19 protein-coding genes are annotated in these 15,382 nt (G+C 45.1%); 2 read left to right on the top strand and 17 right to left on the bottom strand.

From position 1 onward, the window contains the following. Nucleotides 1-53: 53 nt before the first annotated feature. Nucleotides 54-2,105, bottom strand: coding sequence for a catalase (locus tag AUL54_RS11655; RefSeq protein ID WP_060963924.1), 2,052 nt, complete (start codon nt 2,103-2,105; stop codon nt 54-56). Nucleotides 2,106-2,304: 199 nt separating this feature from the next. Here AUL54_RS11655 and citH point away from each other — a divergent pair, with 199 nt between their 5' ends. Continuing rightward, nucleotides 2,305-3,585, top strand: coding sequence for a citrate transporter CitH (citH, locus tag AUL54_RS11650; RefSeq protein ID WP_060963923.1), 1,281 nt, complete (start codon nt 2,305-2,307; stop codon nt 3,583-3,585). Between the two features lie 41 nt (nt 3,586-3,626). Here citH and bglS read toward each other — a convergent pair whose 3' ends face one another. Then, nucleotides 3,627-4,358, bottom strand: a complete 732-nt coding sequence (gene bglS / locus AUL54_RS11645; protein WP_016937456.1) for a beta-glucanase — start codon at nt 4,356-4,358, stop codon at nt 3,627-3,629. Between the two features lie 189 nt (nt 4,359-4,547). After that, nucleotides 4,548-5,381 carry a BglG family transcription antiterminator LicT gene (gene licT / locus AUL54_RS11640; RefSeq protein WP_060963922.1) on the bottom strand — a complete coding sequence of 278 codons (834 nt, stop codon included), beginning with the start codon at nt 5,379-5,381 and terminating at the stop codon, nt 4,548-4,550. A 170-nt stretch (nt 5,382-5,551) separates the two neighbouring features. Here licT and AUL54_RS11635 point away from each other — a divergent pair, with 170 nt between their 5' ends. Next, nucleotides 5,552-6,838 (top strand): MFS transporter, encoded by a 1,287-nt coding sequence (locus AUL54_RS11635; RefSeq protein WP_101605349.1) that lies wholly within the window; start codon nt 5,552-5,554, stop codon nt 6,836-6,838. Nucleotides 6,839-6,856: 18 nt separating this feature from the next. On the opposite strand, the gene AUL54_RS11630 is transcribed toward AUL54_RS11635, so the two are convergent. The 14 genes from AUL54_RS11630 to AUL54_RS11565 all read right to left on the bottom strand — a co-directional run bounded on the left by AUL54_RS11630 (nt 6,857) and on the right by AUL54_RS11565 (nt 15,341). Further along, the gene (locus AUL54_RS11630; RefSeq protein WP_060963920.1) at nt 6,857-8,296 is read right to left on the bottom strand and encodes a DEAD/DEAH box helicase; all 1,440 of its coding nucleotides are present in this window, start codon (nt 8,294-8,296) and stop codon (nt 6,857-6,859) included. Nucleotides 8,297-8,328: 32 nt separating this feature from the next. Next, on the bottom strand, nt 8,329-8,724 hold the full coding sequence (locus tag AUL54_RS11625; protein WP_060963919.1) for a hypothetical protein: 396 nt from the start codon (nt 8,722-8,724) through the stop codon (nt 8,329-8,331). After that, complete coding sequence (locus tag AUL54_RS11620; RefSeq protein ID WP_060963918.1) at nt 8,705-9,043, bottom strand: hypothetical protein; 339 nt, start codon at nt 9,041-9,043, stop codon at nt 8,705-8,707. Before AUL54_RS11620 ends, AUL54_RS11625 begins: the two co-directional genes overlap by 20 nt. Continuing rightward, nucleotides 9,030-9,395 (bottom strand): SMI1/KNR4 family protein, encoded by a 366-nt coding sequence (locus AUL54_RS11615; RefSeq protein ID WP_060963917.1) that lies wholly within the window; start codon nt 9,393-9,395, stop codon nt 9,030-9,032. Before AUL54_RS11615 ends, AUL54_RS11620 begins: the two co-directional genes overlap by 14 nt. A gap of 50 nt (nt 9,396-9,445) precedes the next feature. Further along, the gene (locus tag AUL54_RS11610; RefSeq protein WP_060963916.1) at nt 9,446-9,907 is read right to left on the bottom strand and encodes a DUF2716 domain-containing protein; all 462 of its coding nucleotides are present in this window, start codon (nt 9,905-9,907) and stop codon (nt 9,446-9,448) included. Between the two features lie 63 nt (nt 9,908-9,970). Beyond that, nucleotides 9,971-10,840 carry a hypothetical protein gene (locus tag AUL54_RS11605; protein WP_060963915.1) on the bottom strand — a complete coding sequence of 290 codons (870 nt, stop codon included), beginning with the start codon at nt 10,838-10,840 and terminating at the stop codon, nt 9,971-9,973. Next, nucleotides 10,828-11,106, bottom strand: a complete 279-nt coding sequence (locus tag AUL54_RS11600; RefSeq protein WP_060963914.1) for a hypothetical protein — start codon at nt 11,104-11,106, stop codon at nt 10,828-10,830. Before AUL54_RS11600 ends, AUL54_RS11605 begins: the two co-directional genes overlap by 13 nt. 16 nt (nt 11,107-11,122) lie before the next feature. Next, entirely contained in the window at nt 11,123-11,488 is a 366-nt protein-coding gene (locus tag AUL54_RS11595; RefSeq protein WP_060965092.1) for a YxiJ family protein, read from the bottom strand. A gap of 20 nt (nt 11,489-11,508) precedes the next feature. Then, nucleotides 11,509-12,351, bottom strand: coding sequence for a hypothetical protein (locus AUL54_RS11590; protein ID WP_060963913.1), 843 nt, complete (start codon nt 12,349-12,351; stop codon nt 11,509-11,511). 14 nt (nt 12,352-12,365) lie between these two features. After that, on the bottom strand, nt 12,366-12,959 hold the full coding sequence (locus AUL54_RS11585) for a hypothetical protein (protein ID WP_060963912.1): 594 nt from the start codon (nt 12,957-12,959) through the stop codon (nt 12,366-12,368). Beyond that, complete coding sequence (locus AUL54_RS11580; protein ID WP_235588369.1) at nt 12,941-13,399, bottom strand: YxiF family protein; 459 nt, start codon at nt 13,397-13,399, stop codon at nt 12,941-12,943. Before AUL54_RS11580 ends, AUL54_RS11585 begins: the two co-directional genes overlap by 19 nt. A 96-nt stretch (nt 13,400-13,495) precedes the next feature. Next, entirely contained in the window at nt 13,496-14,323 is an 828-nt protein-coding gene (locus AUL54_RS11575) for a hypothetical protein (protein WP_060963910.1), read from the bottom strand. A gap of 41 nt (nt 14,324-14,364) precedes the next feature. Beyond that, nucleotides 14,365-14,844 (bottom strand): hypothetical protein, encoded by a 480-nt coding sequence (locus AUL54_RS11570; protein ID WP_060963909.1) that lies wholly within the window; start codon nt 14,842-14,844, stop codon nt 14,365-14,367. Between the two features lie 83 nt (nt 14,845-14,927). Further along, nucleotides 14,928-15,341 carry a YxiG family protein gene (locus AUL54_RS11565; RefSeq protein WP_060963908.1) on the bottom strand — a complete coding sequence of 138 codons (414 nt, stop codon included), beginning with the start codon at nt 15,339-15,341 and terminating at the stop codon, nt 14,928-14,930. Nucleotides 15,342-15,382: the final 41 nt, after the last annotated feature.

The following is a 15,382-nucleotide window of genomic DNA, read 5'->3' as shown; positions in this document are numbered from 1 at the left end:
TCACTTTCACAAGAAAAAAAGCGCCCCTCTCATAGAAAGGCGCTTTGTCATTCTTATATTTTTCTGTCCCAATGCCGATGCTCAGCCACGGCCTTCAGAAATTGTTCATGGTTTCCGTCCGGAACAAGGCCGGGGCCGTTTTCGGTTCCGGCGGCGAGGGCGAGAAGTTCTTTTCCTTCACCAGAGGCGCCGATCGCTTTGTAATGGCTGAAGGCTTCACTGACGAAATCTTTAGCCGATTTTTGGGCTTTGAGGCTGTCAGTGCTATGTTGTCCGCCCGGAATGAATACAGCGTCATACAGGACGGAATCCGCTGTCAGGAAAGTGGCTGACGCTTCGAGCTCCGTGCCGTTTTCTCCCTTGATGGTTCCAAGCACAGGACTGATGATATCGGCTCTGACTCCCGCCTGTTTGCATGCGTCAAGCAACTGTTTGACTTCCTCATCGGCAAACCCGTGGTCGGCTAAAACCGCGACCTGCCTTGTGGCTGCCGTCTTTACCGTATTTTCCTGGCTTAAGGCCGGGGAAGTGAACGTTTCATCAGATTCACGGTCCTTTGGCGGCGGGTTCACACCGATTCCTTTCGCAACGCGCTCGGCAAGACCGGCGTCGACGTGACTGAAGACATCAATCACCTGCTGCTGCACATCCTTGCTTTTCACTTTTCCTACCTCAAAACAGAACGCGGAGATGATATGTTCCTTCTCGGCGGGAGACATGCTGTTCCAGAACATCTTCGCCTGAGAAAAATAGTCATTGAAGCTCTCGCTGCGCTGGCGGATTTTTCTGCCTTCTACTTTTTCCTCATAATGAACGTATCCGCCTTCTTCTTCTGAGGCCGGCGACGGATCATTGTTCTGCAGAGAGTTTTTATGATAGGCGACAGGGCCCTTATTGATCGTCATCCGGTGGTAGCCGTCGTATTGGTTGTTATGGAACGGGCAGACCGGCCGGTTGATCGGAATCTCGTGAAAATTCGGTCCGCCAAGACGGATGAGCTGTGTATCTGTATAAGAGAAAAGCCGTCCCTGCAGGAGCGGGTCATTGGTGAAATCAATGCCCGGCACGACATTTCCCGGGTGGAATGCGACCTGCTCCGTTTCCGCAAAGACATTGTCCTGATTGCGGTCGAGGGTCATTTTTCCGATCAGCTTGACGGGAACCAGTTCCTCCGGCCACAGCTTCGTCGGATCAAGGATATCGAAGTCAAATTTAAATTCATCTTCTTCGTCAATCATCTGAACACCGAGCTCAAACTCGACTTTGCCGCCGTTTTCAATGGTCTCCCACAGGTCACGGCGATGGAAATCGGGATCTTTCCCGGCAATTTTCTGCGCCTCATCCCATACGAGAGAATGCACGCCGAGAACCGGCTTCCAGTGGAATTTCACGAAACGCGCTTTTCCTTTCTCGTTGACGAAACGGAATGTATGCACGCCGAAGCCCTCCATCATCCGGTAGCTTCGCGGGATGCCGCGGTCAGACATCGTCCACATGACCATGTGCGCGGATTCAGGATTGTTGGCGACAAAATCCCAGAACGTATCATGAGCCGTCGCTGCCTGCGGCATTTCATTGTGCGGTTCCGGTTTAAAGGCATGGACGAGATCCGGGAACTTGATCGCGTCCTGAATGAAGAATACCGGAATATTGTTTCCGACGAGATCGTAATTCCCTTCTTCGGTATAAAACTTAGTCGCGAATCCTCTGGCGTCACGGACTGTGTCGCCTGACCCTTTGGAGCCCGCCACTGTTGAGAAACGGACGAAGACAGGCGTTTTGACAGACGGATCCTGTAAAAATTTCGCCCGTGTATATTCCGTCATCGGTTCGTACACCTGAAAATGCCCATGAACGCCGTATCCGCGGGCATGAACGACCCGTTCCGGAATCCGCTCATGGTCAAAATGCGTCATTTTTTCACGAAAATGAAAATCCTCCATCAGTGTAGGGCCGCGGACACCCGCTTTTAAAGAATGCTCATCCTCAGACACACGAAGTCCCTGATTGGTCGTCATTTTCTTCCCGCTGTTATCAGACCTGTACTGCTCAAGCTGCTCGTCTTTTGAGTGCTCATTTACTCGTTTGTTTTGATCATCACTCATGTCAGTTCCCCCTTTTAAAACGAAACATTCTACAGCACATTTACCCGCGGTGTTCCCTATATAAACTGCTGATCGGCTCAATAGGATTTTAGGTCTATATCTAAATATGCGGTCATACACATTTGAAATAAGCCTTCGTGACAGAAAGAAAACATGGAAGCGCTTACTAAAACAACCGTTGAAAAAGGGAGGTCCTATCGTGCTTGCCATACTCGGTTTTGTGATGATCATTGTCTTTATGTACCTTATTATGTCTAACCGGCTTTCCGCTCTTATTGCCTTGATTGTCGTTCCTGTTGTGTTTGCCCTGATCAGCGGATTTGGCAAAGATCTCGGCGGGATGATGATTCAGGGCGTGACAGACCTCGCTCCTACCGGTATCATGCTGTTATTCGCCATCCTTTATTTCGGCATTATGATTGACTCAGGCCTGTTTGATCCTCTCATTGCCAAAATCTTATCATTTGTCAAAGGAGATCCGTTAAAGATCGCTGTCGGTACAGCTGTCCTGACGATGACCATTTCGCTGGATGGAGACGGGACAACGACCTATATGATTACGATTGCGGCGATGCTGCCTCTTTATAAACGGCTCGGCATGAACCGTTTGATATTAGCGGGAATTGCGATGCTCGGTTCAGGGGTCATGAATATTATTCCGTGGGGCGGACCGACGGCGAGGGTTTTGGCTTCCTTGAAATTGGACACGTCAGAGGTCTTCACTCCGCTGATTCCCGCCATGATTGCCGGTATTCTTTGGGTGATCGCCGTTGCTTATCTCCTCGGAAAGAAAGAGCGGAAGCGGCTCGGCGTCATTTCGCTTGATCACGCGCCGTCCTCCGATCCGGATGCGGCGCCGCTCAAGCATCCCGCTCTCCAATGGTTTAACCTGCTGCTGACTGTCGCTCTGATGGCCGCGCTGATTACCAGTCTGCTCCCGCTCCCTGTTCTTTTCATGACCGCGTTCGCCATCGCCTTGATGGTTAACTATCCAAATGTCAAAGAGCAGCAGAAGCGGATCTCGGCGCATGCGGGAAACGCGTTAAACGTCGTGTCCATGGTATTTGCGGCCGGCATATTCACAGGCATTCTCTCCGGTACAAAAATGGTGGATGCGATGGCACATTCTCTCGTTTCACTCATTCCTGATGCCATGGGCCCGCACCTCCCGCTGATCACTGCGATTGTCAGCATGCCGTTCACCTTTTTCATGTCAAATGACGCCTTTTACTTCGGTGTCCTTCCCATCATCGCCGAAGCCGCTTCCGCTTACGGAATAGACGCCGCTGAAATCGGAAGGGCCTCCTTGCTCGGCCAGCCGGTGCATCTGCTCAGCCCGCTTGTGCCATCCACCTATCTATTGGTCGGAATGGCGAGCGTCAGCTTTGGCGGCCATCAAAAATTCACCATTAAATGGGCTGTGGGGACAACGATTGTCATGACAATTGCGGCGCTTTTGATTGGGATTATTTCGTTTTAATCAGAAAAGGATTTCCGCTGACGGAAATCCTTTTCTATACATTATTTTTTTGTATAACGCACCCAGTCGTAATGTGCGTATAGCGGATTTACGCCATTGTAGGAACCGAGCCAGTCATCGACACCCGTACCATTCCACAAATTCATCATGATTTTCCCCGGCGCTGACGGAATTTGGGTTGTCGCAGTATGTTTTAATTGCCCATCCACATACCATTTAATAGAGTTTGGCTGCCAATCGAACGCATACGTATGATAGGCATTGGCTGCATCAAATCCGAGATCCGCCAGCTTCTCATGGTTTCCCGCGCCATTTGTATAATAGTTAAATTGAACCTTTGTTGTGTCTTTTCCTAAAAACTCGATATCAATCTCATCCCAAGGAGTCCCATCCGTTGGACCTGTATAAGTAAAGAACGATGAAACAATCCCTGTGTTTTTAGCCGGTTTCATTCTGACTTCATAAAGTCCATAGCCATATGTTTGAGCCGAGCGGTTTTCCCCGCAGTCAAACTTGTTATAAGACGGACTTGTCAGCGCCAAACGCATTTCACCTGATGACGTCACGGATACGTTATTTGCACGCCAAGTGCAGTTAAACATATCTCCATTCGAGTAACCATTTGCTTTTTGCCATAATCCGGAGTTATAGCTGTTAAAAGGTTCAAAAAACGATCCGCCTGTTTGAGCCGAAGCACTAGAAGTGACCGCACACAAACTCAAAAACAATCCAGTGACAAGAAGCAGCAGCACTCGTTTCATACGATAAGGCATATTGGCATTCCCCTTTCTTGGAAAGCGTTTTTTTATTGATCATACATGATTCTGTTAAAAGGGAACATCGGTCAGAATAATGATAATAATGAATCTTAAAAAACCTAAATTACATTAGCACAGTAAGAGATGATCCGCACTCATTGTAATTTAGGCTCATATGTAAAAACAAAAATGATAACGCTCTCATTATGCTTGTTTGACTACCCTTTCTATATGAATCGTTAAATACAGCAGCTCATCACTAGTGAGCTTGTGCTCATACTTTCTCTCCATGGAGGTTTGGATTTTCTTCGTGCATTCATACGCCCGATGGTATTTTTCTTTCACTGTCTCCAGCAAAAAATCGTCCCGGCTTTCCATGTGTGTGCCGTTAAAAAGACGCTGTGCGAAAAACTTTAAGTGGGTGACAAACCGATAATAGTGAAGTGATTCTTCATTGAATTCAATCTTAAAATGGTATTTTACGATACTCAAAATCTCTTGCATGACTTTTGTAATGCTGATGATATTGGGCATCTCCTCATTCAGCTCGGCATTTACAATATGCAGCGCAATAAAGCCTGCTTCATCCTCCGGCAGAGACACGCCAGTCTTGTTTTTCACCATGATCAGCGCTTCTTTTCCGATTGCAAATTCGTCTTTGTAGAGCCTTTTTGTTTCCCACAGCAAGGCATTTTTGATATCCAGCCCTTTCTTATTGCGCTGGATGGCAAAGTTAATATGGTCGGTCAGCGACACATAAATGCTGTCGTTGAGCTTTTTGCCGAGCCGTAATTTCGCATAGCTGATAATCTCTTCGGATACTTCCATACACTCGATCGGGATATCATACAAAAGGGTTTTGAACTTTTCGGATACATCTCTGTTATCGAGGGTGAACACTTTCTCAATGCGTGCTTCATCTACAGGGTCTCCTATTTTCTTTTGAAAAGCAATGCCCCGGCCCATGATAACCAATTCCTGATTGCCTTCCTTAAGCACACTGACGACATTATTATTAATGACTTTCGCAATCTTCAATTCTGTCTCCCTCCCGCCTGACCATTACCTGCCACACCTTGATTGTACATCCTTTTTGAACTAGGTCAATATCTCCAGGTCAATCAGAAAACAGGGTGCAGAAATCTTTGTCCAACGATGCGGATGAGGCGCATATAATGTAGAGAACCGGTTTTTGAGAAGGAGCGTGTGTGATGAAACGGTTTTCGAAAGAAGAAAGCAGCTGGATGCTGTATGATTGGGCCAATTCAGCTTATTCGGTCATTATTATGACGGCGGTATTTCCCCTGTTTTTTAAAGCGGCCGCGGCGGAGAACGGCGTCAGCGCGGCGGATTCCACAGCTTATTTAGGCTATACGATTGCCGCCGCGACTTTTATGTTGGCGATGCTCGGCCCCGTCTTAGGAACGATTGCCGACTACAAAGGATGCAAGAAACGGTTTTTTGCCTTCTTTTTTCTGATTGGTGTGGCGGGCACCGCCGCGCTGGCTTTGATTCCCGGCGAATCTTGGATGCTGTTGTTAATTTGTTATACGATTTCCACGATCGGCTTTGCCGGATCTAATGTGTTTTATGATGCGTTTCTCGTTGATGTGGCCGCAAAGGAGCGGATGAATATGGTGTCGGCCAGGGGGTTTGGGCTGGGCTATATCGGCAGCACGATCCCTTTTCTCCTCAGCATTGCCGTCATTCTGTCAGCACAAGCGGGGGTGATTCCGCTGTCCGCCCAGGCTGCGGGCCGCATTGCCTTTTTGATTACGGCGGCTTGGTGGGGACTGTTCACGATTCCGCTCCTTCGCCGCGTCCGCCAGCGCTATTATATCGAGAGAGAGCCGCGGCTTGTCGTCAGCAGTTTTAAACGGCTGGCCGGCACGCTGAAGCAGATCAGGAAGTACCGGGCGCTGTTTTTGTTTCTGCTCGCCTATTTCTTCTACATCGACGGGGTCGGCACCATCATTACGATGTCGACGTCATACGGGGCAGACCTCGGCATCAGCGCGGCAAATCTGCTGATTATTTTATTTGTCACACAGGTTGTCGCCGCGCCTTTTTCGATTTTGTACGGGCGGCTGGCCGAACGGTTTAAGGGAAAAACGATGCTTTATGCCGGAATCGGCGTGTATATGATTGTCTGCACGTATGCTTATTTTATGGATTCCGCTTTTGATTTCTGGGTTTTGGCTATGCTTGTCGCCACTTCCCAAGGCGGTATTCAGGCGCTGAGCCGCTCTTACTTTGCCAAGCTTGTCCCCAAACCGCACGCCAATGAGTTTTTCGGCTTTTATAATATCTTCGGCAAGTTCGCTTCGATTATCGGCCCGCTTTTGATTGCCGTGACCGCCCAGCTGACCGGGAATTCGTCAGCCGCCGTGTTCAGTCTGATTTTGTTATTTGTGATCGGCATTGCCATCCTTGCATTTGTGCCGGAAGAGAACAGTGCCGATATCAGCCAGCAGCAAAATGACCTGCCCCTTTAACTGGGAGCAGGTCATTCATCATTTATTCGCTTTATTCACCTTCAGCTTTTTCCCTTTGACGGTTGTGTTCTTCATCACTTTAAGAACTTGAGGGCCTTTTCCGTTTAAAATCTCCACGAAAGAGGCGTTGTCCATGATTGTGATAATGCCGATGTCATCAGCTGTCACACCGTCAATTTTGGCGATCGTTCCTACAAAATCAACGGCTCTGATTTTCTTTTTCTTCCCGCCGTTAAAGTACAGCTTCATGATGTCTTTGTTTAACTGTTCGCTTCTGTCTGTTTTGACGTCTGGGCGGGCGTTCAATTTTTCCGCAAAAGCCGCTTTCCGTTCCGCTGTTTCTTTTTCTGACGGTGCTTCACGCTTTTGGATGCGGAAACCGATATATGTCTCAATGTCATTCAGAAACCGCGATTCAAACGGCGTCACAAACGTAATGGCCCGGCCGCGGTGTCCGGCGCGCCCCGTTCGGCCAGTGCGGTGCACATAGCTTTCTTTTTCAAGCGGAATATCATAATTGATGACGAGGCTGATGTTTTCGATATCAATTCCTCTGGCGGCAACATCGGTCGCAACGAGATAGCGGAACTCGCCGCGCTTGAACTCATTCATGACGTCAAAGCGGTCTTCCTGCACCATGCCGCCGTGAATTTTATCGCAAGGATAGCCCAGCCTGTCCAGCTCATCGGTTAACTGGATGACTCTTTCTTTTGTCCGGCAGAATATGATGCAGCTGTCCGGGTTTTCGGTGATCAGGACATCACACAGCAATGATGATTTATCCTCTTCTGCTGTTCCGGTGACAAAATGCTCAATATCTTTTGTCGTCAGGCCTTCCGCTTTTACTTCAATCAATTCAGGGTCTTTCATATATGTGCGGCTCAGCTTCTCGACGTCGTCAGGCAGCGTCGCTGAAAACAGCATGGTGACTCTGTTTTTCGGCAGATGCTGAATGATGGCTTCCACCTGTTCAATAAATCCCATATTCAGCATTTCGTCCGCTTCGTCAATCACCACATACGCCAGCCGTTCAAGCGGCAGCGTCCCTTTTTCTATATGATCAAGCACTCGCCCCGGCGTTCCGGCAACAACGTGGCTTTTTTGCTTCAGTTCGGTTTTCTGTTTATCAAAAGAAGCTTTTCCGAAAACCGCCGTGGCTTTTATCCGTTTAAAACGGCCGATATTCGTAATATCTTCTTTAATCTGCGCCGCAAGCTCGCGGGTCGGCGTTAAAATCAGGGCCTGCGGTTTGTTTTCCTCCCACTCCGCAAGCTCGCAGATCGGAATGCCGAAGGCCGCGGTTTTGCCGCTGCCCGTCTGCGATTTGACGACGAGATCTTTTTTTTGCAGCGCGGCGGGGATGACGCGCCGCTGCACTTCAGTCGGCTCGGTGTATTGCAATCCTTTCAGCGCCCGTTGGATATCAGGGCTGATCGCGTATTCATTAAACTCATTCATAACTAAACTCCTTCTCTGTCCGGCTCCCCTCATTATACGCGAAACGCCGCCGCTTTACCCTGACGTTTTGCGGGGACATTCGGAGACTGCTTTTTCTTCATGTCAAGCACGACCCACTTGGCGCAATAGAAGCTCATTCTTCCTTCCCCGTCATCGACATAATAGCGTATCGATTCCCAGCCGCCGTCGACCGGGCTGATACCCAGACGGATGTCGGTGATGCTTTCCAGGTCATCCAGCCGGGCAGCACTCACACCTTCAAACCGCAGCACAGCATCATACTGTCCATCAGTCAGCCTCAGCTCAAACACCGGGATTTTATCATAATACTCGTTATATCCGGTATAGAACATAAACTCCGTCAATTCAAAACAACCCGGCGAATCCGGCCGCAGCATAACTGCTTTCTCATGTTTGTGCCACTCCATTTTGTGCCTCCTTCTCCTCTGCTGCTGCTTCATATTGACAGCAGTAAAAGCGGAACGTTTGGTTCTCCCACTCCTCCACGAGAAAACGCTGTCCCTCATCTCCAGCAGCAGCAGGATCAATTGTTACAATGCCTGAACCAGCCGCATGACTCTCCATTTCTTTTATTTGCACGAAAGAAACGTCTTTGCACATGAGCCTCAAACAAATGAGCTGATGTTCATACTCGAAGGAAAACGCCAACTCAATTACAGAAATCTCTCGTTTCCGGAAGAGACGGAATTCTAAAAGCTCCTGAATCAGCCACTTATTCTTTTTCATTTTCTATAAATTCTCCTATAGAAGCGGCATACAACTCAACATCGGCAGTCTCATGATCCCACAGATAAACAGTCTCCTCCATTACGCCGTCCGTCTTTTTCAAGCACAGCTTATCTCCGGTTCCGTTGTCGGCAATTACGATCATATCGTCGGGCATGCTCTCTTCTCTGCACACACTGTTTTGCCTGATCACATCATCCCAAGTTTTCTGTAAGCGGCTTTGTTCACGGACAGGAAAAAAAATCCATTCTCCAATTTCCGCAGGGTTCTTTTTATGAAGCAGCCGTTTATATGCTTTCGGAAAAGACGCTCTCAAGCTTTTTTCCGCAGCTCCGAACTCTTCTTCTGTCATCCTGTTATTCCTCCTCCCGTAAAAGCATGAAATTCATTCACAAGCTGTCTTCACTTTTGAAATAAGACAGGAGCGTTTCTTTCTATCGCCCTTATTAGCGGTGAGCCAAATATCGTAATGGTTTGCTGCCGCGGATCCCCCAACAGCCCCCACTGAAAATCCTGGTGAATAAAGAAACCATAGTCTCCGTTTGGAATAACGGGGACAAGCCATTCACCGAATTCATCTTTATCAATTGGCGCATGAGGATTAAATAGATAACATTCATGCTGCCAGTCCAGCGCATACATAAACTCATGCTTTAACGTACAAGATTGAAATGCCTTTAGAATCTGCATCTCTGCATCTTCCAGAAAACCGATACCATTGAATCCTTGAGATGCATCAAAGACCTGAAACGGCTTTGGAGGTTTCATTGAAGCAAATATACTGCCCGGTTTCCATTTCACTGCGCGATTCACCCTGCGCCACAAGCACTCTGTCTCCTCTTCACTCAAACCATGCCAATTCATGTATTTCTGCCTCCCGCAGTTCAAACGTCTCATCTCTGCTCTCCCTTGTTCAAAAGCCGCCTGTCAGCTTAGTAAGTAAAGTCGGTTGCTCTCATCAATCCCCGCAGCCTTATCTTGATACGCAGTCACTTGCGTAAAACGGAGAGCTTTTCTTGAGACTTTATCAGTGAGCTGGTATTGCCCAGCCTGTTTTGTCATGTTATGAAATTTTAGTGCTTTGTCAATTCGGCACGAAGCTTCATTCCGAATCAAAAAGTAATATGATGAATCAATCTTGAATTGTGCACTAAAGTCAAAGTCTGCCTTCTGAAAGCTTAACGTTTCGCCTTGCAAATCGACCTTCCGAATATAATCTTCACCAAGTGTATGATAATGAAGATACAGGGCATTCTTTTCTGCATATGCTCCATAAAAATGATCAATAAGGTGCGGATACGTACAGAAAGACTCACAACGAGATTTCCAAGTTCCGTCTGTAAAAGGAAAGCGGGTCACGCCTTTTGAACTGATATCGTCGTCCAGACAAGAAAATATTCCCGCTTCATCGTATCCCAGCCACAAATGATTTGCAGAATCGACTGTCATTGACCGGATATAACGGCCCCCGTAAAACGAATGACAAAACCCTTTAATCGGGTGCCATACATAAATATTCGGTTCTTCATGAACCATCCCATCTTTATAGTCCATATGAATGATAAATAAAAATAAATCCCCGGATTTCTGAACACCGGTTATTTTCTTTGATGTTTCAATTTGATAGCGATGACGTAAATATCCATCCCTGTTCCGGAATATGAAAATGCGGTTGATATATTTATCTTTCCGCTTTTCCTGAGCCAGTACGATGAGTTCCGCTGCATTCATGGACAAAATGATTGGGCCGCTTGTGTTTATTTTTGTATTGATTCTTGTAAAGACTAATTCCGACATGGATGTACCCTTTCTTCTTGCGTTTTCATATATTCCTGCAACCAATATCTTAATTCTTCTATCGTATGCAGATACGAATCAGGCGTATCTTTCAGATCAAACCCGCTCAAATATATGAGCATCTCCCAAACGGTTTCGTCCTCAACCGCCGGATCATCTGCAGCCACATACTCAGACGCCCAATCCGACACTTCTTCCCTCTCCGCTTGACCGTTCAAGATCAGACCAGCCTTTTTCAGACATTCTGCCATTGTTGGTTCTTTCACGTCAGAAGCCTGCCTTTCATTTCTTGTTTAAAATGCTGACCAACAGCCTTCTCACCCGCTCGTGCCGCCCGATTTCCCGGCTGAGCTCCGGATAATCTGTTAAAGCGTTTTTCAGCTGTGCATATTGCGGATAAAGCTCAAAAAAGGATTTATATAAGGCTTTACGCTGCCGCGCAGGCATTTGTTTATTCGCCAAAACAAAATCTAAGCTGCCGCAGACAAACGCGAAGTATTCATAAAAATCCCCAGCGCAGGCAGCACCCTCAAAGTCTTCTTCAAATTTTCCTGCATCTGAAGGCAGCGGACCCTCTAATTCTTTTTTGTGTAATTTCAAGTTTCTGATGACGTCATTATTTAAAGAATATCTGTTGGATCTTAACATCTTATTTAGCCAAGAAGAATTCATTTTATTTTCCCATTACTGATATCCCGCTTATAAATCCCCGAATTCGAGACCGCGTAAATGACATTGCCAGTCAGCTTCAGCTGATGCCCGGAAAGCTCATAGCCATCCGGATCACAGCACGTCACCTCTTGCATCGGCAGACTGATATCAGCCGGAATGAGAAACAGTGAATGATCATCTTTGCATACCCAAAACCCGTCATTTGAAATCGCTAGCTGGTCGTAAACCCCGGAATATGTTTTATCAGAAATAATCCACACTCGTTTCACTTCGGTTTCATCAAACGCAGCAATGACTGTATAAGAGTAATACAGCATGTAGATCAGTCCGTCTTTTTCTGCAAGTGCATAGCAGTCATCTGCCGCGGGCGCGTATATTTCCGAAAGCTGCTGATCAATGTGAGTTTTCTTCAGCCGGCCATCTAATGAATAGCACAGCACACTGTGCCCCTCAGGGTTTTCATCACTATAGATACCTTCATCACTTAAACCGATCCACAGGTTTTGTTTTTCGTCCAAAAGACTGCATGAAACCCCTGAAGGCAGAGAAAATGCACATTGTTCTGTTCCATCTGCTGAAAATACTTTCACTTTATACTCATGCGATTCAAAGAAAATCAGCACATACCTATCAGCCAAACTCTGTTGAAACAGCATAATATCCTCACACAGAATTTGTTCATCGATATGAATCACTCGGCTATTCCCCGATTCGTCGATGATCGTAAACGAAAGACCGTCATTCTGATGCCTTCCTAGATACAGACGCCCGCAGTTATCAAAATGACAAAAACATCCTTTTACTGATTCTTCGAATAGCTTGTTCATTTTTATTTTCATGTCATTGCCCCTTGCTATTTATAATGCGTGGCGAGCTTTTTTTGAAATTCATCCGGAACGATCTGATCCGGGAATACAACTGATACCCAGTCTAAAACACGATCATCTAAGGGCCTCCATGATCCTAACGTTTTTCCCGCAGTCTCCTGATCAATTCCTAGAATACAGATTTCAAAATCTCTCTCTCCATAAATCGCCCACTTTAAAGTTGGTGAAGCCCATACGACGCGGGATGCAATATTCATTATGCTGTCATTTTTACTGTGCTTTGGATAATCAGTTAGGATTGAAAGATATTCATCTTCGGTTATATTTAAAGGAATCTTTAACCAGTTAAAATATCCGAATTCCTCGTAAAACCGATTCATATCATCCGGTTGTGCCAGAACGGCCATTAAGATAAATTCATCGTGATGATGATGCGCCAAACTTTTGAGCATCTCCCAGCCTTCTTCAGACAAGACCCAGTGGAATTCCTCGAATAGATAATAATGTTTTTGTTGTTTAAATACTTGTTCGGGCAACGTTTTATTTTCATGAAATAAGGAATATATTTGGGATTGAAAAATCGCCAATTCCTTTGTGTTCTTTATAAAAAAGGGATGCATTTTGTACCTCTTTTCGGCGGTTTACACACAAGCTCACAGCCGTATTCTGTGTGAAATAAACAGACAGAAAATGAGAAGGACGGCTCCACTACAATAAAGCTGTTAGAAAGCAGCCGGCCTTCAAAATCTATAAAATCCATGAGACAGTGCAGATGACTTGCACAATCCTTCAGCGCACATTTGATAGCACCGACTTCATTACTATACGGATGAAACAGATAAACAATATCATTCATCCGTTCAACCCCCATATCCGCAATGTTTTCTAAAATAAGCGATACGGCTGTCTCCCTGTCGCTTATATCAACTTCACGCACTGCACTTTGGAAAGAATTCGATAATACGGTCTCTAATATCTGCCTGCTTTGATCTGCGTCAGCAAATTGATAAACAAATCCTGATTCTTCACAAGATTTTAATTCGGTACAAACATGTTTCATTAAAAGATTCCTCTTGTTTTCCTCAAGCTTTTCAATTAACTTTTCTCTCATCACTGAGCACTTCCTTACAGGATACTTTCATGCTGCACAGAACCATCAAAACTTTACCAGATATAAATCGTTATCATTAAAGATAAACATACGGTCCTGTACGGCTCTGTACGTTGTTTTTCCTTTTCTATCAATACCGTGTATCATGACGTCAGTCTCTGATAAGCCTTTGTTCTCTTCATGAAATGCAAATAGGTTATCCTCGTGACTCTGAATCAGAAGCACCCTTTTTTTCGAAACGGACAGCTGATCACAATAGGAGTATTGATCGCCGTCCAGCACATATTCTGCAACAGTACGAATTCTGTCACGTCCAACCTGATAATGCCCGATGATACAGCAATCCTCTCCCTCAAAACATACATACAAATCAGATTTGATCGATTGTACGGCATAGCATTCATGCATCATTTCTTTAAAATCGTCTTCAAAATAAAACGTTCTGTCTTCTGTATGAAAAGCAAATATCGCTTTTCCTTGAGGATTCCTCTCATCATACATACCCTCGTCTGTTAATCCGATCCATAATAACCCATCCTCACTCAGATGAAATACATTGGCGCTTAATAGAAAAGAACAAATCGGATTGATTTTATTACTGTTTACGCAGTATGCAGCCAATTGACACGTATGATTTTCCAGGTAAACGATAACGATAGTGTCATCATACGAATCAACCAGATAGAAATGGGCATCTTCAGAAAATCCGTGTAACTCTTTTTTGATTAAAAGAGAGCTGCCTTTCATAACCTCCAATATTACTTTGTCATCGTGCACCGACACAATAAATACCTGATCATCCCGGCCCGCATTGAAATAAATGATATTTTCCCTTTCATATGACCCAACACGCTCTGCGGTAAGTTCTAACATCAGCAACACTCCGTTGATTAAGAATCTGGATTTATATTAAATTAAGCAATGATATATAAATCTGCTGCATCGTATTCAAACCAAATGATTTTTTCATTATTTTCAGTAGTAACATCAACCTTTTGAGTGTTCGGATTCATGTAGGACTTATTGTTGAAAGGGTTTGCTATTATAACAACAAAATCATTGATCGATGCTAAAAAATATAATTCATCCAATAAGTGGTCTGCCATCAATTCTTCTTTTGTCAGACCACATTCAATATGAATTAACTTTTTCGATATCGTATTCATATGTATCATTTTCTTTTCAACCTTCTTCTTCCATCCCTCAATAAAAGAAGGTGATGCCATTACTTCTATCAGAACTGTTTCGAATTCTAAGTCATTCATTAATTGGAAAAAAGTATCTTTACTCACTAGATCACATGAATATATTGAGTTGTATTTCAACGGGTTAATCACATCCAGATTCCCTATAGCCCTCAATGATTCTTTTTGTAAATGTAAAGGACGGCTCATATTACCTCCGCAAACGGTTTCCCGCGTAAAAGCGGTTTTATTTGTAAGAAAAGAGAGGCTGGGAACCTCTCTTATTTGTTTATTTATGATTTCGAATGATACGCATAAAATGATTGATCATCAAAGCGAACGGTTTCAGCTTCTACAGCAATCAGCATGCTGTTCATATTAATAAGAAAGTTAGCATTTGATTGATACTCCGGAATTACAGCATTTGATAGATTTCCGATTCCTTCCGGGTGGTAACTCATCTCAAATACTTGCCAATTGTATTCTTCCGGATCTATTTTTTCTAATCTCATATCACCAATATCTGCACTAAAATAAACAGATGCTGTATTTTGGAATAATATTTTATGCGTATATTCAGCTTCACTTTCAAAAACCTTAATATCAAATGAGAGTTCTTTTTTAAACACATTAAAATCTAAATGAAGGACACTGCACCCCCCATCTATGTAATCTACCCATTCATTTATTGTTTTGTACATGGTCATCTCCTGCCTCTTTTATTAAGACAAATGTAAAGCCAGACCTC

Origin of the sequence: Bacillus sp. SDLI1 (genome assembly GCF_001553895.1) — a bacterium.
Classification (GTDB): domain Bacteria; phylum Bacillota; class Bacilli; order Bacillales; family Bacillaceae; genus Bacillus; species Bacillus siamensis.
Note: the sequence above shows the minus strand (reverse complement) of the source record. Positions and strands in the feature narration are given on the sequence as shown.

Coding starts and splice junctions, on each gene's coding strand:
- AUL54_RS11655 (WP_060963924.1), bottom strand. CDS start 2,105: ATGAGTGATGATCAAAACAAACGAGTAAATGAGCACTCAAAAGACGAG.
- bglS (WP_016937456.1), bottom strand. CDS start 4,358: ATGCCTTATCGTATGAAACGAGTGCTGCTGCTTCTTGTCACTGGATTG.
- AUL54_RS11630 (WP_060963920.1), bottom strand. CDS start 8,296: ATGAATGAGTTTAATGAATACGCGATCAGCCCTGATATCCAACGGGCG.
- AUL54_RS11625 (WP_060963919.1), bottom strand. CDS start 8,724: ATGGAGTGGCACAAACATGAGAAAGCAGTTATGCTGCGGCCGGATTCG.
- AUL54_RS11620 (WP_060963918.1), bottom strand. CDS start 9,043: ATGAAAAAGAATAAGTGGCTGATTCAGGAGCTTTTAGAATTCCGTCTC.
- AUL54_RS11615 (WP_060963917.1), bottom strand. CDS start 9,395: ATGACAGAAGAAGAGTTCGGAGCTGCGGAAAAAAGCTTGAGAGCGTCT.
- AUL54_RS11610 (WP_060963916.1), bottom strand. CDS start 9,907: ATGAATTGGCATGGTTTGAGTGAAGAGGAGACAGAGTGCTTGTGGCGC.
- AUL54_RS11605 (WP_060963915.1), bottom strand. CDS start 10,840: ATGTCGGAATTAGTCTTTACAAGAATCAATACAAAAATAAACACAAGC.
- AUL54_RS11595 (WP_060965092.1), bottom strand. CDS start 11,488: ATGTTAAGATCCAACAGATATTCTTTAAATAATGACGTCATCAGAAAC.
- AUL54_RS11590 (WP_060963913.1), bottom strand. CDS start 12,351: ATGAAAATAAAAATGAACAAGCTATTCGAAGAATCAGTAAAAGGATGT.
- AUL54_RS11585 (WP_060963912.1), bottom strand. CDS start 12,959: ATGCATCCCTTTTTTATAAAGAACACAAAGGAATTGGCGATTTTTCAA.
- AUL54_RS11580 (WP_235588369.1), bottom strand. CDS start 13,399: ATGAAACATGTTTGTACCGAATTAAAATCTTGTGAAGAATCAGGATTT.
- AUL54_RS11575 (WP_060963910.1), bottom strand. CDS start 14,323: ATGTTAGAACTTACCGCAGAGCGTGTTGGGTCATATGAAAGGGAAAAT.
- AUL54_RS11570 (WP_060963909.1), bottom strand. CDS start 14,844: ATGAGCCGTCCTTTACATTTACAAAAAGAATCATTGAGGGCTATAGGG.
- AUL54_RS11565 (WP_060963908.1), bottom strand. CDS start 15,341: ATGACCATGTACAAAACAATAAATGAATGGGTAGATTACATAGATGGG.